Origin of the sequence: Microcoleus sp. Pol12B4 (assembly GCF_036701385.1) — a bacterium.
Lineage (GTDB): Bacteria > Cyanobacteriota > Cyanobacteriia > Cyanobacteriales > Microcoleaceae > Microcoleus.
This window is the reverse complement of record NZ_JAUBQR010000027.1, coordinates 1-20,287: the sequence shown is the minus strand read 5'-3', so window position 1 is coordinate 20,287 and position 20,287 is coordinate 1. Positions and strand designations below refer to the sequence as shown.

Genomic DNA, 20,287 nt, shown 5'->3' with positions numbered 1-20,287 from the left:
CACCGGAATCACAGACTCACCTATTTTCCATGATACGATCGCCCTTTCCATCTCAAACTCTACCAGATCGAGCGATCGCCCTGAATCAATCCCACCATAGCATAAACCGCTTTATGCCAAAGTTATCCAAATGTCAAACGCCGCACAGTACCATCATCTGTAAATCGCTGTTCGCCAACGCCAACAACTTCCACAATAACTTCCCGTTCTGATATCGAAAATTGACCCTCGCGCGCGGCAATTTCAACGATGATTTTTTCCCCTTCCAAATACACCTTGTAATTAGTCGTTGCCGAGACACCTTTTTCATGTTCAAAACTGTGTCCGTCGTCCTCATAAAGCGTCCATTCACCGCTTCCGGGCCAAATTCGCATTTTCAATGACTCAAGCGGTTCTTCGCTGACAAATTGCCTCACAGGTGCGATCGCAATTATGCCCCCACCCCGCACGTAAAGTGGCATTCTCTCCAAAGGTGCATAGGCTAAAATGTGCATCGGGCCCTGATAGCATTCACCCGTCCACCAATCGTACCAAGTCCCCTCCGGGAAATACACGGCGCGATGCTCAACTCCCGGGCGGTAAACAGGTGCAGCCATCAGCGACGGGCCGAGTAATACTTGATCGTAAAGGTGATAAGTTGCCCGATCGCGCGGAAAATGATACAGTAACGGTCGCAAAATCGGCGTTCCCGCCGTCGCTGCTTCCCAAAACAACGTGTAAATGTAAGGCAACAACTGATAGCGCAAATTCATGTATTCGCGGCAAATCTTCTCAGTGCGATCGCCAAAAACCCACGGTTCGTGCTGCGCCGTACTAATCGCCGAATGAGCGCGCATCAAGGGATACAGCATTCCCACCTGCATCCACCGCGCGAACATTTCGGCGGTTGCATTCTCCGCAAAACCGCCGATGTCGCAACCGACAAACGCCACGCCGGAAAGCCCCATATTGCAAAGCATCGGCATCGACATTTCTAAGTATTCCCACTGCGATTGATTGTCGCCCATCCATACCGAGGAGTAACGCTGAATGCCCGCAAAACCCGATCGCGTCAGCACAAAAGATCGCTCGTTCGATCGCACTTTTTGCAACCCTTCCGAACAAGCTTTCGCCATCATCAACCCATACAAATTGTGCGTTTCCGCGTGGGTTGCGCCCTCGGATTCCGGGCCTTGCGGTGCATCCAGCGGAAACCAGATGTGTTCGTGGCCATCGCCAAAAGGCCGTTCGGCGATCGAAGGTTCGTTCATGTCGTTCCAAATCCCCGCAACGCCCATATCTGTAAGGTTTTTGTGCAATTCGCCCCACCACTCGCGCACCTCTGGCCGCAAGAAGTCGGGAAACACCGCTTTTTCGGGCCAAACGTAACCGTGGAATAGCCTTCCCTCTGCGGTGCGGACGAAATAGTCATTTTCCACACCCCGATCGAATACTTCATAATCCCCTTCCGGTTCGTACTTGACACCGGGATCGACAATGGTGACAACCTTAAAACCGGCTGCTTTTAAGTCTGCGATCAGTTTCGCGGGATCGGGGAAACGCTTCGGGCTCCAGGTAAAAATGCGGTAGCCGTTCATATAGTCGATATCCAGGTGGATGACATCGCAGGGAATGGCCCGATCGCGAAATTGCTTCGCCAACTCCCGCACAACGTCCTCGGAGTCGTAGCTCCAGCGGCATTGGTGGTATCCCAGCGCCCATTTTGGCGGAAGCGACATCCGGCCGGTTAACTGGGTGTAGGTGGCGAGAATTTGGGCGGGTTCCGGGCCGTAAATGATGTAGTAGTCGAGTTCCGGGCCTCTGGTTTCCATCCGCAAAACTCCCGGTTGTTGGGCGCCGATGTCGAATTGACTCCAAAATGTCGTGTTGAAAAAGATGCCGTAAGCGCGATCGGGATTCAGGGCGATATAAAATGGGATCGCCTGGTACATTTCATCGCTGAGGGAATTGTAGTCAAGCGCGTCTATTGTCCAGTTTGTCTTGACTTCGGAGAGTTTGTCGAGAAAGCCGGTGCGTTCCCCGAAACCGTAGAAGTGTTCGTCTGCTTCGATGCGCTTCCAGCCTGCGGTTGCGCCGGTGCGCCATCCCATACTAGGATCGCAGTCGCTAGCAAAGGGTTTTCCCGATTTGTCAAAGCATTCGATTGCAGAGCCAGATCGCTTTACAGAAATCGTTATTTGTGCTGTTTCAATTTCTATTTTTTCGTGTGTTTCTCGCACTTCAAATGGTGTGATTTCCCACTCTTCGTCAGGGACAGTTATTGAGTGCGCTCGGCTTTTGAATTCACCTGTCGGGGACATTCGCACTCTGATTAAATTCGGCGCGAGGATGCTGAGGTTTAGGGAAGTTTCGCCGCAATTAAAGTGAAAGGTGCGATCGGTTTTATTTATGGATTCTACCGAACCGATTGTTGACCAAGGCTGTTCGGTTTTTTGAAGTTTTCCGAAGTATTGCGGCATATACGATTTGGTAATTGGTAATTGGCAATTAGTAAACCGATCGTGCAATCCGCACTTAACTGCCGTCATCTAGCTAAAGGAGGAATACAACTTGTCAGCATTTCAAGTAAATGAACAAATCCCGTAAAATATACTTTAGCCATACCGTGGCTAGCCGAATAAGCTACTATAAAAAATGAAACAGGTATCCATAAACCCAGCCGAAAATAACTTAAACGGGCTATAATATCGCTCACGATTGATTCCCATAACTCATACGGGATATCAGTTAAATAACTCTAGCCATCTTCGCCTCAATTGTGAACTCTTCTCTTCCTTCGCATCTTCGCGGTTCATTATATGCGGCCAAAAACGAAGTGGAGCTTTCGCTGCACAATTACGAAATCTCCACTTTTATCAGTGTTCTAGTGGCTGCAAAAACCCTCTTTTCTTCACTGGATCTTACTTGTACAAAACAGCCTCTTTCAAAGTCGCGATCTTACCTAGCGCTTCATCGAGATCCTCTTGGGACGCGCCGTGGGCAACTATTGCATCTGTCAAATGCTTCACAATTGCATCAAAGTGTTCAGGCTGTAAATTCAAACCTGCGTGGGCTTTCTCCATAGAACGGCCTGAGTATTGCTTGGGTCCACCGAGGGCATAAGAGATAAAAGCAGTTTGATGGCGGCGCTGCTTTTCCATGTCTGTATGATCGAAGAAATGGCTCACTATCTCGTCAGCCAAAACATCGCGGTAAAAATCATCCACCATCTCTTTAATCGCTGGCTCTCCACCCATTTTTTCGTACAATGTTGTTGCCATATCGTTTCAGCGAGTTATTTTTTTTCACTTACTCTTTAATTATAGCTGGCAGCTTTGCTTTTTTCCACTCGGTTAAATATTAATTTAATCTAAAATAATTACTTAGTAACTGTTGCGACTGCTCGTATTTTTTAGACCACCCTCTATTTGTAAACTTTATTAACGTTCTATCGCCACTTAAATTTTGCCGATCGCCCTCCCAGCATTTTGACCTAATGCACGGATTGCTTTTTTTAGCAAGATGTTTCCTACAAAGCGCCAACACCCATCGGTTTTAAAGCTAGCAAACTCAAGAAATCGGTGATAAAACAGAGGCTGGATGCGATCGCGGAAATTAGGCTCGCCCCTGCAATTGGACAAGTTAAAATAAATGGGCGAGCGGCTGCTAAGCGGCATTATGTATAATTGAATTGGAAATATAATCGAATCACCACAACGATCGCCTGTATACTGATATTCTACCGTTGCTAGTCGGTTGCGACACTTCCGGGCGATCGCCCGCAGTTAAGAAAAACCTTTGACTTAAGTACGCGGACTGAAATTAAGATTATTATGTCCTCCGCGAGGAACGAAGCAATCCCAAGTCAGAGTGATTGCTGCATTTCTATCTGCTGTTTCCTTAAACTTTGATGATTTTTGAGTGCCTTGAAATACTATAGCCAACATCCTAACGCTTTCTCGCTCGACTACCTCAACGACTTACGAGGAGCAATTCTAGCCTCCCCTTATCTAGCAATCAACAACCTCAATCGCGATTTCATTGGCACAAAAGGGTTTTCCGTGGTGTTTCAACGTTCGGAAATCGCCGAAGTTGAACGGCGGTTCCCTTTGTTCAAACCCTATCTAGACCAAGCATTACAGCCTGAATGCAATGCTTTTTACCTCAACCCTTTGTTGCTGGGTGAAGGTTCCCGCGTCGATCCGCATATCGATCGATCTTTGCGATCGTACTGCAAAACTGTTGAACCTCCCGCAGCCGTCAGCGTTTTGTACGTACAAGTGCCGCCGAACTTGCAAGGGGGAGAGTTGATACTGCGGCGCAACAAACAGCAAGTCGGGCAGATTAAGCCGCAAGCCAACTCGCTGATTTATTTTCAAGGAGATTTGACTCACTCTGTCAACGCCGTTAAAAGTACCGGAACTCGTTTGAGTTTGGTTTGCGAACAGTACAGTTTGAGCGAAACTGAACTGCAAGATATTCCCGGATTCACAGTGGAGTCTAGGGCCGTGAAAGCCAAAAGCAAGTAATGTTTATTATGTCAAAAAAATAGCATTTTTGACAATTTAAATATCTCTCAAAGAATAAATTTTTGTCAAGCTACCTACCAAACAAACTTAAATAGCCAGCTCTATCTTGGGCGCTTGTTTATACCAGTAACAAAAGAATCCAACTGTAGGGCCGTGAACCCAACCCTTACTTCGTTAGTCGTTGCCAATTCTTTAATCTCAGGACTTACGCAACAGTCACAAGACTTTTAGGTATGTTATGGCGCTCGACTCGCTCTTAGGATATCAAATAGCGCTGAAGTGCAACAACATACCTTTGTTTAATCTGCCAGTTGTGTAAGTCCTGTTTTTTAAGGATTGCAGATTTCTGCGATCGCTTTTTCTTCGGGATGATTAGCAATATAATTGCTCAGCCATTGGCAACTTAGTTTCATTAAATTATCTACATCAAGTTCCAAATTCCAGATTCTTAAAGTAGAATCATCGCTGGCAGAAACAAGAGTTTTCCCGTCGGGACTGATGTTAACGTCATTAACTCGATCGCTGTGTCCCTCAAAAGTTTGTAGGGGCAGCGCCGCCGATCCGGTGGGGCCGTCTGCTACATTCCACAGTTTAATTGTGCGATCGAAACTTGCAGATGCGATCGTTTTGCCGTCGGGACTAAAACTAATGCTTTTTACCCAAGTTCCGTGTCCTTGGATTGTTTTGATTTCGGTGCGAGTTTCTCGATTCCACAATTTAATTGTACTGTCATCGCAGGCGGATGCTAAGATTTTGCCGTCGCGACTGAAACGCAGGCTGGTAATTCGGCTGTTATGCGCTCTCAAAATCCTTCGTGGGGTAGATTCTAAATTATTTAAATCCCAGAAATAGATGGCGCGATCGTTCCCTGCGGATGCTAAAGTTTTGCCATCGGGACTGAATGTGACACTTCTAACTCTTTCGAGGTGTCCTGTAAAAGTTTTGATTTGGGCACCGCTTTCTAGATGCCACAATTTAACAGTTTTATCGACTCCTGCTGATGCTAAAATTTTACCGTCGGGACTGAAAACAACGCTGTCAATTCCCCTTTGATGTCCTGAAAGAGTTTTGATTTCGGTTCCGGTTTCTAGGTTCCACAATTTAATAGTTCGATCGCTTCCTGCGGATGCTAAAATTTTGCCGTCAGGGGCGAAACTGACGCTGGTGACAGCACCTCGATGTCCTAAAAAAGTTTTAATTTCTCTGCCGTTTTGTGCATTCCACAATTTAACAGTGCGATCGTTGCTACCGGAGGCAACAGTTTTGCCGTCGGGCGAAAAACTCCCACTGAAAACCTGACGGCGGTGGCTTTCGAGAACTTTCGGTTCGATGCCGGTGAGGTTCCAGAGTCGTACCGTGCGATCAGTCCCTGCCGTTGCCAAAGTGCGGCCGTCGGGACTGAAACTGAGGCTGGCAACCCTGCCGCTGTGTCCTTTGAGCATTTGAGGCTCAATGTCTCCTAACTGCGATAAATTCCACAATTTGACGGTGCCGTCTTCGCTAGCGGTAGCCAGAGTTGGGTTGCGGCTGCCTCTGGGACTGAATTTGACGTTCCAGACTTGTTGGCTGTCGGCTTGCAGGGTTTTGAGGAGAGTCAGTTTTTGGACATCCCACAGCTTGACTAAACCGTCTTCACCAGCGGATGCCAGGGTTTTGCCGTCGTCGGAGAAACTGACACTTCTGACAGCATTGGTATGGCCCCTCAGCGTGGCGATTTCCGTTCCGTCTGCTGGATTCCAGAGTTTGACAGTGCGATCGCTACCCGAAGATGCGATCGCCAACCCGTCGGGCGAAAAAGTGACGCTGGTTGCCCACCCCCTATGCCCCGTAAAGGTTTGAAGTAATGTGCCGTCTGCTGGATTCCAGAGTTTGACAGTGCCGTCGGAACCCGAAGATGCGATCGCCAATCCGTCGGGAGAAAAACTGACTCCTCTCACCCAGCCCCTATGCCCTGTAAGGGTTCTAATTTCTGTGCCGTTTTCGACGTTCCAGAGTTTGATAGTAGCATCGTCACTAGCAGATGCGATCGTATTGCCGTCAGGTGAGAAACTTACAGTCCAAATGTTGTCGCGGTGTCCGGTGAGGGTTCTGAGTAAGATGCCGTCTCGGTTCCAGAGTTTGACAGTATCGTCTTCGCTAGCGGATGCGAGGATTTTGCCATCGGGCGAGAAAACGACGTTTCTGACGACAGCTTGGTGGCCGAGGAGCCGATCGCGCTCTCGGATGCTGTAAATTGCTTGTTGGAGGGCGATCGATACTTGCATCTTAGTTTCGGATTTTGCCGGACTGAATGCCTCTAATTTTTTAAGTTTATGTGCTGCTTGCAGTGCTTCGATCAGTGCTGGAAAAGGGTTTGAGGCTAAAGTTGTCTTTGAAGACAAACTTTCGAGCACTATTTTAGTTTCTGCGAGTTCTCGATCTGCTTTAATTACTTGCAATTGTACGCCGATAGCTGCTGCTAAAGATATCCCTAAAATTGTCGAGCCGATCGCAATTATCTTTCTAGCTTGTTTTTTTGCTAAAGTTAACTCTGTTTTAGCTTGATGCTGAGCCAAACTTAAAGTTTCATTAGCTTGTGCCAATATTTGACTTTCCTCAGCTTGCAGTGCAAAAGCCAATTCAACTTCTCGCTTTTCCAAATCTTGAGCCGCCGCTAAAAAGCGGTAATCCAGATGGCTTAAACTTTGATATTTTGCCCATTCCAAAGCTTCTTGCAGTGCCTGACCCCGCAACAGCCGCGAATTATCCTCAAAATTGGCAGCATTCCAAGCATTAAAATTTTCTGAATAAGGCCGCAGCTTTCCTAACTGTTTTTCCACCCATTCAAGATTGAAAATTTCGGCATAAATTCGGTTATAAACTTTTAATTTTCCGTGCTGTTGCACCACTAAACCTGACAGTCGCAATTCCGTTTGTTCGGGACTGCCATCAGCAAGAACCCCCCCCAGCCCCCCCTTGCTAAGGGGGGGAGCAAGAGTGGCTATTTCTTGCTTTCCCAGGGGTGAAATAGCAGCATTTAGCCCCCCCTTAGCAAGGGGGGGCTGGGGGGGGTTCGCGGATTGCAAAACCTGCTGGTACAGCCCCAATAACTGCCCCGCTTTTTGCTGATTTCTCAACAGGCGATCGCGAATAGTTTTCAAATGTTCAGGCTCATCCTGAGACTCCCAATTCTCCACAATCCGCAACTTCACCAACCCCTCAACTCCCTCCTCCTCTTCCTCTGTGGTGGTGGAACCGGCATCCTGCCTGTCTTTCTCAGCGCCTTCTGTGCCTCTGCGGTTAATCCTCTCAAACACCTGAGCCAGCACCAACTTGCACAGCTTTTGGGTCAAAAAAGGTTGTCCCCCCGTCCAATCCAAAATATCTGCGATCGCACTTTCAGGATTTGCAACTTTGCCCTTCCAACCATCAATTAAAGGCTGCACTTCATCAATCTGAAAACCGCGTAAATTTATCGCCTTACCAATATTAAAAGGAGTTTGAGTTTTATCAGCAATCAAATCCGAAGGCGTCGCCACCCCCAACAGCGCAAAAGTCAAACGCCGGTACAGAGGATTGTCAACTCTTTGATTGTAAAACCAGCGAATCAGAGCAAAAAACTCATCAGCCGAAAAATTCATGCTCAATACTCGATCTATCTCGTCAATAAAAATAACAATACTTGCTTCAATTTCAACTAGAACAACTTCTTCAATAAACAAACTAAACCGTTGGAGGGGCGATAACAAATCCCGGCGATCGCGCCACCAATTCCGCCAATTAATTTTATTACCTAGCTGACAGCTACTGACCAAAGAATTGACAATGCCTGCATACCACTTTTCGGGAGTTACATCTTCCTTACCAATCCCAGTTAAATCGATAAAAGCACAAACAGTACCTTCAGCTTGCAATTTTTGCATCGCCCGCACCCTCAAACTAGATTTGCCCATTTGCCGCGAATTCAAAACGTAACAAAACTCACCGGCTTTCAAACTTTCGTAAAAGTCCCAGTCTGCTTGTCGCGTCACGTAACTCGACGCATCTGCGGGGAGACTCCCGCCAATCTGATATTCATAACTAACTAGAGATTCTTTCATCATTGCCTGCACCAAAATCTAGATTTGATTGTACGATCGCAAACCTGACTATGTAGAGATTTATTAAAAAACCTGATTTTTGCTGATTTTGATGATGCTTTGTCAGGCTGCACCTGATTTTTTCCGATAAATTCCGAGTGCGAAGCTCTTTATCAGTTCCTATAATACCTGATTTTATCACCATTGCAGTTCAAGATTTTTACGAAGACACTGATAACAGAAAGCGAAAGGTGCAGCAAACAAATACAAACACTTAGCGCTTTGACAAACTCAGAATACACTCATAAATAGGATTACTACCATGACAGAACTTAGAACGATCGCCGACGCTAACATTTCTACCCTGAGATTCGGTTTAATTGAAGACTTGACCGACGTTCCCCGGAAGGAAGACCCTGATTCAGATAATCCGAATCCTAAGCCTAATAAATTCGGTTTGATTGAAGACTTTACCGATGTTCCCCGGACAGACACCGATGGCGATCCGAATCCCAATAAATCCCCTTTTATTGAAGACTTCACCGATGTTCCCCGGACAGAAGACGATGGTAATCCAATGGTAGAAATACGTGAAGTCATCGCCACAGATAGCAACTCTACTAACAGCTTATTCGGCCGCATTGATAAAATCAGTGGCTTACCCAATGACAACATACAGGGAACGCCAGGAAATGACTACTTAGTAGGAAAGCATTACACGGACGATGACATCTTTGGCGGTGGCGGTGCAGATACACTCAAAGGCCTTGACGGTGACGACTTCCTATTTGGCGGTACTGGCAATGATAAAGTCTATGGCGGTGGCGATTCCGATTGGCTAGAAGGCAATAGCGGCAACGATTTTCTTGTGGGTCACGCCAATGGCGATGGATACGATTATTATGAAGTCGATACCTTAATTGGCGGTTCGGGAGCCGATACATTCTCGCTAGTTATCGACGCCCCAGAGTTTGAAGTTCCTTACTTAGATGGCTTAGGCGAGCACGCTTATGCAATTATTCGGGACTTTAAGAAAGCAGATGGAGATGCAATTTTGATGGTCGGTAAAAAGCAAGACTACGAATTTGTATCGGGATACTACAATTACGGCAATGACTCTCTGAAAGACACAAAAATATTTTATCAAGGTGACATGATTGCCGTAGTTTCGGACACAATGACTGCGGATTTAACCCTCTCTTTTGTGTAATTCTATCTGTAGGGCGCTGCACACACTCCACTTCGCTCCGCCCATTCTGGGCGTGTCAACTTAAGGGAAAAAACCCCGCTTGCCTGCGGTTGGAAACCGCTCGTCTGGGTGCAAGTCGAATGTGGCGACGCCCGTCATCGAACTTGCACCCTTGCCTACACAAAAAAAATTCATCTACGTGGGTTTCGCTCAATCTCTACGCCCTAATTTTGAAGAACAAGGAGCAACTGAAATGGCAATTATTAATGGAACCCCTTTCAATGACGACGATACCTTCAATAACGGTCAATTCCGACCCAAGTTAGTTGGTAAAGATCCTGAATGGATGCAAGGCCCCAATGGCCCTGTATTAACGCTGGGATCTGACACAATCTATGGTGATGCAGGAAGCGATATATTGTTGGGTCTTGGTGGAAATGACTATCTAGATGGTGGATCTAACAACGACGTTCTCGATGGTGGCGCTGGTAATGACATTTTATATGGCGGCGTTGGCTACGACTATCTAGTTGGCGGCCCTGGTAACGATCGGCTGATTGGTGGTAATTTAGACGATGCTCTGCTTGGCGGTATCGGCAATGACAGTCTCTTGGGCGGAAGTGGTAACGATCAACTTACTGGTTTCGGCTTTGGGGAAAATGAATTCGACATCCTCACAGGTGGCATTGGAAACGACAGGTTCGCGTTGGGTGACGCAAATAGCGTTTACTACCTCGGAAATGGCTACGCCACAATTAGGGACTTTAGCTTAACTCAAAGCGATAAAATCCAAATTCAAGGCATTCTAACAGACGGTTATTCGCTTGGACTTGGCAACTGGGAAGGTAGCAATGTCCAAGACACTGGAGTCTTCTACAAGGGTGATTTAATTGGTGTTGTGCAAGACCAAAATATTACCAATGTCAACCCCAATCAGGTGTTCATCTCCGCTTTTTAACCTAAAACGCGGCAGAAATATTCGCGGTACAAATTGCAACGCGGCATGACATAATTGTTTTGCCGCCGCACAATTCCCATGCTGTGCAATTTGTAAATTTGCATGGAATCTAATTCAACTGGTTCGGCAGAATTGACAACTTTTTTCAAAGCTAAAGCTAATTCTGGATTGTGTTGCAGTATTTCCAGATGCTTTCGCAAATGACTGCTGTAAATTCCAGATTCTGATGCCGCATTTTCTAATAACTGAGCTAATGAGATTTTGCCACAACTAATCTCATACATTGCCAATCTTACTAAATAAGGATGTCCGCCGATCGCACTTATTAACTCTCGCAACTGCCCCTCATCCCAATCCAAGCCGTGCAGCCGAGCTAAATCGTGAATTTGCTGGCTGTCAAACTCCAGCAACTCAACGGGAACCCCCGCATTAAACGGAGATTGATTCATATCTAAAGGAATATAAACTTCGGTAGAATGCGCCATTACCAACCGCAGTTTTTTCCAGATATCCGAAATCTTGGCTTTTTCGTGCCAGCTTCGCAGCATCCCCAGAAAATCTTCAACTACTTCGGTGTAGGGAAATATGCGATCGACTTCATCCAAGCCCAAAACCAGAGGCGTTTCTGTTTCTGCCAGCAAATACTCTTCAAAGTAAACCGTACAGTTATCGTTGCTGCCCAAAATATCGGTATCCCAATACTCGTTTAACTTGTTTTCTAACTTTAACTGTCGGCTTACCATCAAGCACAACCAGCGCAGAAACTTATCAAGATTTGTTAATATTCCTCGGTCGGCAGCGCTCAAATCAAGATAAACTGCGTGATAGTTTTCCCGAACAGCGCCCGCTAAAATTCGGTTCATCAGTGAAGTTTTGCCCATCATCTCCGGTGCTTTAATCCGAATCAGCGAACCGGGTTTCACAACTGTCTCGCAGCACAAAGATTCAATGTTGCAACGCTCCACATAAAAAGGAGAATCTAATGATACCGAGCCTTCGGGAAACTGCAAATTTGCCACAGTCAGTGGTTGTAAGAGCAGGTTGGTGTTAATATATTGAGTGGACTCTTGCGATGCAAATCTCCTCAGAGCTTCTTTAAAATTTTTCTTCGTAATTTTTTCTGCTAAGGCTTCTGAAAGCTTGTGCCACAATTTATTGCCGACATCTTTGTTGAGGTATTCAGCACTGTAGCCGTAAGTTTTGGCGATTTCATCGTAACTTTTTCCTTCCCAGGAACCTTGAAGGACTTTCATTTCGATGTCGCTGAGATGTTTGCCGGTGTTTTGAGCAAAAATACGATCGGCAGATTCTTTGGTTTTGCTCCAAGAGAATTCTAATTCTGAGTTCATGGGATTGACGGGTAAGTACCCATATACGTAAGTATGCAGATGCTTGCAAGAGAGCAGTTGTTCCTGCACTGGAAAGTTACCCTGACTTTTCCCTATTTTAACTGATTTAACCTGAGTTTTTACTGTCAGTCCTTGTAGAAACGCCTGATTTTACTCCCCTGGTCGCTTTTGTTCTTAGAAAATAAACTGGTTTAGAAGCAAGTTGATTGCCGAGCCCGATCGCAATTATCGATCGCCTCACCAACAATAGCCGAACCTCGCCAACACCAGGGTATAAGGAGAAAAATTATGGCTGCTACCATTACCGTTAATAGCACAGATGACTCGGATATCAGGAATGCCGTCCTCACCCTTAGAGAGGCAATTCTGATTGCGAATGGCACTCTGAATGTTCCTGCTTTGACAGTGGCAGAACAAGCACAGATTAACGGTACTGTCGGTACTGCGGCCGATCGCGATACGATCGCGTTTAATATCGGGGCGATCGGTTCTCAGCAATTAATTCAGCCTCTATCCGCACTGCCGCCGATCTCCGATCCAGTGATCATCGATGGTTGGAGTCAAGGCGGCGCGGGCTATAACGGTTTGCCACTGGTGGAACTCAGCGGCAACCTCCCCGGAGTTGAGATGGTGGGACTTGATATCACTGCTGGGAACAGTACCGTGCGAGGTTTAGCGATCAACAGATTTATCTTTACAGGCATCCGCTTGCAAACCAATGGCGGCAACGAGCTCCTCAGCAACCACATCGGCACGGATCTTGCGGGTACGGTCAATCGGGGCAATCACAGGGGGATCTGGATTGATGGCGTTCCAGATAATCGAATCGAGAACAACTTAATCTCTGGCAAGAACTATTTAGATAGCGCGCTTGGCATCGAGATTTCCGGCATCGCTGCGCGCAACAACCAAGTAATCGACAACCGCATTGGCACTGATGTTACTGGTACTGTTGCGATCACCTATGCGCTCAACACCAATGGCATCATCATCTCGAATGCGCCTGAAAACCTGATTCAGGACAACCTGATTTCTGGCCATGCGGGCCTTGGTAGCGAAATTGAGATTAGCGGCCTAACTGCCAGTCAAAATCGAGTTGTCGGCAACCTCATCGGCACTGATATCACGGGTAATGTAGCGCTAGGAAGAAGTGCCTATGGCATCTTTATTGGCAGCGCTTCTAACAATATTATCGGCGGAACGACGCCTCAAGAACGCAATATCATTTCTGGCAGTCTGAGTGCGGGTATTATTTTTCGCACAGGGCCTAGTTTAAGCGCTGTAGCTGCGACAAACCGCGTTCTCGGCAACTATATCGGCACAAATATCAGCGGTACTGCCGCTTTGGGAAATACGATCGGCATCACTATCGCTAATGGCGAAAGCAACATCATCGGCGGCACGACACCGCAAGAAGGCAATGTCATTTCCGGCAATCGATCCGGCTTCTATGTCACTGGCAACGAGACAACTGGCAACCGCGTTATCGGCAATTATATCGGCACGCAAGCTGACGGCAGCACTCCTTTACCTAATACCTTGGACAACGTCCTAGCTATACGTACAGGTGTGAATAACCGCATCGGCGGTACCGCAGCAGGGGAAGGCAACACGATCGCATTTAGCGGTAGCAGCGGCTTTAACGGTAGGAGCAGCATTCAAGTGACTGGTGGCAACGGTTTGGCAATTTTAGGCAATTCTATCTTTTCTAATAATGGTTTAGGCATCGATCTCGATAACGATGCCGATCCCTCAAATAGCGACGGCGTTACCCCAAACGACTTGGGAGACGGTGATACAGGCGGAAACGGCTTGCAAAATTTCCCGGTGTTAACCTCGGCAACTGCTAGCGGCGACAAGATTACTATTAGTGGCACTCTCAACAGCATTCCCAGTACGACTTTCCGCGTCGAATTTTTTGACAATACTGCCTTAGATCCCGGCGGTAACGGCGAAGGACAAACTTATCTCAACTTTGTTAATGTCACGACTGATGCTGCGGGCAATGCTAATTTTACATCGCCGCCTTTAACTGCAACAGGGGCGATCGTCACTACTGCTACTAACTTAGCAACTAACGATACTTCGGAATTTTCTCAACCTTCCCCCGGCTTACTGCAATTTAGCAACCCCGCTTACACGGTGAATGAAAACGGTACAGTTGTAGGTACTGCAATTACCGTCAATCGCATCGGTGGTAACAAAGGTGCAGTTGGGGCAACGCTGACGCTGACGGATGGCACTGCTGTTGCTGCTGACTACACCAATACGCCGATCGCGATTAACTTTGCCGCGGGCGATACGACACCAAAAATTGTTACTATTCCGATCGCCGATGACGCGATCGACGAAGCTGACGAAACGGTTAATTTATCTCTAACTAATCCCACGGGAAATGCTACAGTTGGCGATCTATACAACAATGCAGTTTTGACAATTGCAGATAACGATAACCCTCCAACTGTCAGCATCGCCCCCGCCACAATTAACCAAGCTGAAGGCAATACAGGCACAACTGCCTACAACTACACCGTTAGCCTCTCCAATGCTTCTGGTTTGCCCATTACTGTTAACTACAAGACAGATGACGGTATTGCTACTACGGGCGATCTCGACTACGAAGATAATGACGGTAATCTCATCTTTAATTCGCCAGAAGCGCTAACAAAAACGATCGCTGTAATTGTTAACGGCGACAACAAATTCGAGGCGAATGAAACTTTCAGCGTTACCCTCAACAACGCCACCAACGCCACCATCGATCCCGCCCCCAACCAAAGTAGGGGCATCATTCTCAATGATGATAGTGATGACTCTAATCCCACTCCAACACCAACGCCAACTCCCACACCAACTCCGACAGAAACGCCAACACCAACGCCAACTCCCACACCGATTCCGACAGGAACGCCAACACCAACTCCCACACCACTTCCGACAGAAACACCAACGCCAACGCCAACACTAACTCCGACACCGATTCCGACAGAAACACCAACGCCAACTCCGACACCAATTCCGACAGAAACGCCAACGCCAACTCCGACACCGATTCCGACAGAAACACCAACTCCGACACCGATTCTGATTCCGACAGAAACGCCAACGCCAACTCCGACACCGATTCCGATTCCGACAGAAACACCAACGCCAACTCCGACACCGATTCCGACAGAAACACCAACTCCGACACCGACAGAAATTCCGACAGAAGATTGCCTTTGTAACTCTCTATCCCTCCCAAATCTCAACCAACCCAATCCTGTAGAAAAGGTAGTTGTGAATAGTACGATCGATCTACCCCTCACAGGTACTGCTAGCAATGAGACATTCGACGACAGCAGCAGCGAGGATTATTTCCAGGCAAAAGAAGGTAACGATAACCTGTTTGGCGGCGAAGGAAATGACTTTTTAAACGGTAACGAAGGCAACGACTTTATCTCTGGTGGAACCGAAGACGACTTGCTTTTTGGTGGCAACAATCAAGACATTATTCTTGGTAATGAAGGAAGAGATAGATTATTTGGAAATCGAGGAGAAGATTCACTCAATGGCGGAGAAGATAGCGACTTCATTCACGGCAACGAAGACTCGGATTTTTTAGATGGGGGCAAAGGAAACGATTTCTTATGGGGAGGTAAGGATAGAGATTTAATTTTAGGCAGTGAAGGCAACGATAATCTGTTGGGAAATGTAGGTGACGATACTGCCTGTGGTGGCGGTGGCAACGATTACTTGCAGGGTGATGAAAATAACGACCTACTTGATGGCTGTAAAGCAAATGATACGATTTGGGGAGGAAAAGACAATGATACCATATTTGGGGGAGCGGGAGACGACTTTTTAAGTGGCGATTTGGGAGATGATTTTTTAATTGGAGGAAGTGGAAACGATCGTCTTCTGCTTTGGGCAGATTCAGGGACGGATACCATTCTAGATTTTGAACCCGGAAAAGATGCGATCGCCCTTAGTAGAGGTTTGACTTCCTCTCAACTGTCAATTACTCAAGCCAACAGCGACACCTTAATCCGCTTGACAGCAACCGGTCAAATTTTAGCTACTCTCAATAACGTATCAGGACTTACACAACTAGGATATTAAAATTTGTTTGTAGTTGCGCTTGGGGGTTCAGAAACCAGGTTTTTTTACCAAAATACGCAGGTTGTGACCCGCAGATTCGGTAAAAAACCAGGTTTCTTTGGTCAGAGTGCGTAAGTCCTGACCTAAAAATTACGATCGCCAACCTGACTTTTTCCAACTTTAATATTTTGAGTACCTGATTTTTTCGGATATATCGTTGCCAAACACCCTTTTTTAGGCTTTTAAATTACCTGATTTTATTCCCATTGTCGCTAACTCGATTTGAGAAGAAACTGGTTTACATAGAACAAATTGCTTGGGTCGCAATTGCTATTGCACCAAGTCCACAACAAAAAGGAGCAACAAAAATGTCATCAGTTATCAACGGTACTCAATTCGACGACAACAACACTGTCAACGGCAACGGTCAATTCCACAAATCCTTAGTTGGAGACGATTGGAAGATCGACGATCAAGGTCAAATTCAGATTGCAAATGATACAATCTACGGCTATCAAGGCAACGATAAATTGTTCGGCCGCGGCGGAGATGACCTCCTCTACGGCGGCTTCGGCAGCGACAACTTAAATGGCGACGCCGGCAACGATAAATTATACGGCGAAGCTGGCGAAGATTTCCTATACGGAGGCAGCGGTAAAGATACCCTATCGGGAGGGTTGCACAACGATTATCTATTCGGAGGAAGCGGCAAAGATTATCTCATCGGCGGCGACGGCAGCGATTACCTTGACGGTGCTAATTTTTCGGGCGCTGGTAAGGGTATCGGCGCAGGTAGCGAATCCGATTCTCTCGCCGGCGGGGCGGGAACAGACACCTTTGTACTCGGCAACGTTAATAACGTTTACTACCTCGGAACTGGCCATGCGACAATTACGGATTTTAGTTTAGGTCAAGATAAAATCCAAATTAAAGGTAATTTAGCGGACGGATATTCCCTCAAAACCGGCGATTGGAACGGCAACAATGTTCAAGATACTGGTATCTTCTACAAGGATAACTTGATTGGCGTTGTACAAAGCACAAACTTAACTAATGTCAACCCAAATCAAGTATTCTTATCCGCGCCTCCTATCCCTCAATAGCCTTAATTATCGCTGTCAAAGGGCGGGCAGCAGAGCACCGCCCTACTTTTTTCAATCGGGAGCTTTTTATCATGAAAATTGCGAATCATTGCCGAAAATTCAACAAACTTGTCTGCACAACTTTGACCTTGATTTCAGCTATCCTCATAGCAGGCTTGGGAAAGCTTTCAGAGGCCAACAACAACACAGCTTTAGCGCAAGAAAATATCCCCGTTAGCGGTAGCGGTGACGCGCAACTCCAGCCGATTTTGTAATCGTTGACAGAATTCATGCGCCACCGCTGCGTCGGTGCGGCCGTACTCGGTGTTTCTGTTAAAGGTAAACCCGTCGGTGTGTGGGGTCTCGGCCGCATGAAAGGCAGACCTACTAATAACTGGAATCCGGCTTGCGGCGACGATATGCAGGCTCCTCTGGCTCCCCCAGTCGCCGCAGATACCCCCATGCGTATGGGCAGTATCAGCAAGCCTGTTACCTTTGCAATGGTGCGCTGGGCGCTGAAAAAGGCAGCGCGCGATCGAGCCGGTTTAGAACTGAGTGACGACAAAATTGAAGGGATGAAATTGTTCGACCCCCAGCATTATCCGCCGCTAATTCCCGGTCTGAACAAGCAATATCCAGTAGCGATTATCCCTGAAAACTTGCACGCCGTATTTTCGGGGAAAGTAAAATTTCCCGTTGCAGTTAAAGACAGTAATTGCGCCAATCTTAACTCGGAATTAGCCGACAAACAGTGGCAAAACGTTACCCTCGGACATTTTTTGTCGCACAGATCTGGACTTCAGCGGAGCGCGCCCCGATACGGTCAAGATATAACTGCAAATTTGTCAGTGCTTCGCAATCTGAAAACAGCAGCCGATTTCCAAGCACAAGAACAGCTACTTCTCAACGAATGGGGCAGCAAATCTGTCAGTTCAGCAAAAAATCAACTCGGCATTTCTCCTAGCGCAGGCTATTTTTTGCCGAGTCCTACTTTAACAGAAACTATGCAGGTTTTGGCAGGGCGATGCCTTCAGTATCCTCTCGGTCAATATCACTATTCTAATACCAGTCCCGCATTTCCTACGATTATTTTGCAGCAGTTGGTGGCTTCCGGCAGCTATGCTGCTAAAATGGGTAAACCAGCAACTCATCAAGGTTCGGCTTTGGAGGTTTTCTTCAAAACCGAGTTAGGAATTCCTACTGCGGCTGACCGGGGAATTTTCATGAGCCAAGAAGTAGAAAATATTGGCGATCGCGAGCCGAAAAAACGCCATTGGAACGGGAAAACTTACTATGGTCAAGGATGGGATTTGAAGCGACCGCACTGCATCTGGAAGGGTAGTTTCTGCGATTTTTCGACTTGGCTAAATCCGAAGCCGGGGAGAATAAATTGGTCTTGGAATTTAAGCCAAGTTCCGTTTAGCAGCAGAAACACTGATTTGAGTCCCGGTACTGGTTCGCTTGCTGCGGAAGCTGAAATTTTTCTCAAATTCATGTCAGAATATTGGGTGGGCGGTTATGAGAATAACCCGCGCATCGGAGAAAAGCGAAATAAGGTTTGGAATCGATATACTGCCCACAACGGAGCGCTAGACGGTACTCATGCTTGGGCAATCCAGTTAGGGGGCAATAATAATCCGAAAGAGTGGAAATTGCCGCCGGTGGATGATAACGGTCGCATCCTTGATGATTTTGCTAATTTGAAGATGTATGCGGGTGTGTTGCCGGATGGAGTTGATATTTTTGTGGCTGTCAATCAGAATGCCGATCGCAAATGTGTTGAGGCTAAAAGCTATAATTGCGGGGATGCTTACGGAATGTTGAATAATTTTATTTTGTACGGTGTTTCTCAGGTAAATTGGAATCTCGTTGCACCTCGTGCGGTTAAAAAATAAAAGTTATAGCGGTGTAGTTTAGGCAATGTATACTATTCATTTTACCCGCTAAAAAAGCTCTTGACGCAGATTATAAGTTGCTCCACCTAATTCAACTGAATTAGCGCTGTTGATAAGCTGTCGGGCATCTAACTTGTTTTTTAGGGGGGGCAAGATACGCACAATAATTTCATCACACTTGACTATAAAATTTAGATGTGCCTTAGCTTACCAGTTTCAAAAAAATGCAATTCAAGAAAAGGTTCAAACCCGATAGCCATCAGTCATGTAGCAATCCTTGCAGGAGTCGTAAATTTTTGCCCCACCCCAACCCTCCCCTTGCCAAGGGGAGGGAGTAAAAAATTCATAAATGATTTAGAATGGCTATAGCTAATGCTTGAATCTAAAATGTACTTCCAATTCTCAAAATTTATGCCATAGTGATGTAAGAACTCGTTTCCGAAAGATTTATCCTGTTTGTGCCGCAAGGCGATTAAATGAATTTAAACGGCTTAGGTTTTAAATTAATGCTTTTTGGTAATCTACTTTGAGGCAATATTGGTTAAATTCTCGCTATCATTCTAGCCTATTTTAGGACAATGATATTAGTTTAAACTTATTAAAAATTAGGCTGCGAAAATCCGATGATCCACAAGAAGAACCGCAAAAAGTTACCTTTATTGGCAACGTTCTTAGTCTGGCCATTTATTTCTTGGTTTCTGAGTGCGATCGCCCTATTTCTCAGTCTCTGGGTCATCGTACCAGCACCCACGATGTTCCTGTACCCTTTGGCGGTGGGAGCACCAGAAATCAGTCCTTGGTTGGTCGGTATCAATACGATCGCCCTTCTGCTGAACCTGCTCAGACGGCATCAAGGCAAAGTCTACATTATTTTGTCAATTTGTAACCTGTTCGCCCTCATCCTGGGCCTGCTACCCCTGATGCAGTTCCCAGCAGCCAATGCAGCGGTAGCTACCCAAATGCAAGCAGTTTTAGGGGAAAACTATTTAGCAGCGGTTCCTCAAGCTTTACGCGCGCAGCTACGCCCTCAACCGTTTATCCTCACAGATGCGTTCCGAGGAATTCCCCTCAGAAAGGTTAGGATCGATCGTGCTATTGGATTTGCCAACCCTGACGGAGTTTCACTGCAACTAAACCTTTATCGGCCGATGCAAATTGGCAAATATCC

Annotated in this window: 11 protein-coding genes and 1 pseudogene; 8 read left to right on the top strand and 4 right to left on the bottom strand. The window is 46.5% G+C overall.

The annotated features are described in order from the left end of the window. Positions 1–122: 122 nt before the first annotated feature. Together QUA38_RS06145 and QUA38_RS06140 are read right to left on the bottom strand one after the other, a co-directional pair. Positions 123–2,459, bottom strand: a complete 2,337-nt coding sequence (locus QUA38_RS06145) for a glycoside hydrolase family 31 protein (RefSeq protein WP_333160125.1) — start codon at positions 2,457–2,459, stop codon at positions 123–125. Positions 2,460–2,900: 441 nt separating this feature from the next. Then, positions 2,901–3,260 (bottom strand): group 1 truncated hemoglobin, encoded by a 360-nt coding sequence (locus QUA38_RS06140; RefSeq protein ID WP_333160123.1) that lies wholly within the window; start codon positions 3,258–3,260, stop codon positions 2,901–2,903. A gap of 636 nt (positions 3,261–3,896) precedes the next feature. On the opposite strand from QUA38_RS06140, the gene QUA38_RS06135 reads away from it, so the two are divergent. Beyond that, complete coding sequence (locus QUA38_RS06135) at positions 3,897–4,508, top strand: 2OG-Fe(II) oxygenase (protein WP_333160121.1); 612 nt, start codon at positions 3,897–3,899, stop codon at positions 4,506–4,508. Between the two features lie 329 nt (positions 4,509–4,837). On the opposite strand, the gene QUA38_RS06130 is transcribed toward QUA38_RS06135, so the two are convergent. Then, the gene (locus QUA38_RS06130; protein ID WP_333160119.1) at positions 4,838–8,590 is read right to left on the bottom strand and encodes a WD40 domain-containing protein; all 3,753 of its coding nucleotides are present in this window, start codon (positions 8,588–8,590) and stop codon (positions 4,838–4,840) included. A gap of 298 nt (positions 8,591–8,888) precedes the next feature. On the opposite strand from QUA38_RS06130, the gene QUA38_RS06125 reads away from it, so the two are divergent. Continuing rightward, positions 8,889–9,776, top strand: coding sequence for a calcium-binding protein (locus QUA38_RS06125; RefSeq protein WP_333160118.1), 888 nt, complete (start codon positions 8,889–8,891; stop codon positions 9,774–9,776). Positions 9,777–9,855: 79 nt separating this feature from the next. Continuing rightward, positions 9,856–10,713, top strand: coding sequence for a calcium-binding protein (locus QUA38_RS06120; RefSeq protein WP_333160116.1), 858 nt, complete (start codon positions 9,856–9,858; stop codon positions 10,711–10,713). Here QUA38_RS06120 and QUA38_RS06115 read toward each other — a convergent pair. After that, positions 10,710–12,062: an AAA-like domain-containing protein gene (locus QUA38_RS06115; RefSeq protein ID WP_333160114.1), complete on the bottom strand. Its 1,353-nt coding sequence runs from the start codon at positions 12,060–12,062 to the stop codon at positions 10,710–10,712. The genes QUA38_RS06120 and QUA38_RS06115 overlap by 4 nt on opposite strands. A gap of 288 nt (positions 12,063–12,350) precedes the next feature. Here QUA38_RS06115 and QUA38_RS06110 point away from each other — a divergent pair, with 288 nt between their 5' ends. The 5 genes and pseudogenes from QUA38_RS06110 to QUA38_RS06090 all read left to right on the top strand — a co-directional run. Then, on the top strand, positions 12,351–16,163 hold the full coding sequence (locus QUA38_RS06110) for a Calx-beta domain-containing protein (RefSeq protein WP_333160112.1): 3,813 nt from the start codon (positions 12,351–12,353) through the stop codon (positions 16,161–16,163). Positions 16,164–16,510: 347 nt separating this feature from the next. Continuing rightward, positions 16,511–17,245, top strand: coding sequence for a calcium-binding protein (locus tag QUA38_RS06105; RefSeq protein WP_333160110.1), 735 nt, complete (start codon positions 16,511–16,513; stop codon positions 17,243–17,245). A 71-nt stretch (positions 17,246–17,316) separates the two neighbouring features. Beyond that, positions 17,317–17,499, top strand: coding sequence for a hypothetical protein (locus QUA38_RS06100; RefSeq protein ID WP_333160109.1), 183 nt, complete (start codon positions 17,317–17,319; stop codon positions 17,497–17,499). 3 nt (positions 17,500–17,502) lie between these two features. Further along, the gene (locus tag QUA38_RS06095; RefSeq protein WP_333160107.1) at positions 17,503–19,119 is read left to right on the top strand and encodes a serine hydrolase; all 1,617 of its coding nucleotides are present in this window, start codon (positions 17,503–17,505) and stop codon (positions 19,117–19,119) included. Between the two features lie 623 nt (positions 19,120–19,742). Beyond that, positions 19,743–20,287: pseudogene (locus QUA38_RS06090) on the top strand (alpha/beta hydrolase); the annotation flags it as partial.

Coding starts and splice junctions, on each gene's coding strand:
- QUA38_RS06145 (WP_333160125.1), bottom strand. CDS start 2,459: ATGCCGCAATACTTCGGAAAACTTCAAAAAACCGAACAGCCTTGGTCA.
- QUA38_RS06140 (WP_333160123.1), bottom strand. CDS start 3,260: ATGGCAACAACATTGTACGAAAAAATGGGTGGAGAGCCAGCGATTAAA.
- QUA38_RS06130 (WP_333160119.1), bottom strand. CDS start 8,590: ATGATGAAAGAATCTCTAGTTAGTTATGAATATCAGATTGGCGGGAGT.
- QUA38_RS06125 (WP_333160118.1), top strand. CDS start 8,889: ATGACAGAACTTAGAACGATCGCCGACGCTAACATTTCTACCCTGAGA.
- QUA38_RS06115 (WP_333160114.1), bottom strand. CDS start 12,062: ATGAACTCAGAATTAGAATTCTCTTGGAGCAAAACCAAAGAATCTGCC.
- QUA38_RS06110 (WP_333160112.1), top strand. CDS start 12,351: ATGGCTGCTACCATTACCGTTAATAGCACAGATGACTCGGATATCAGG.
- QUA38_RS06105 (WP_333160110.1), top strand. CDS start 16,511: ATGTCATCAGTTATCAACGGTACTCAATTCGACGACAACAACACTGTC.
- QUA38_RS06100 (WP_333160109.1), top strand. CDS start 17,317: ATGAAAATTGCGAATCATTGCCGAAAATTCAACAAACTTGTCTGCACA.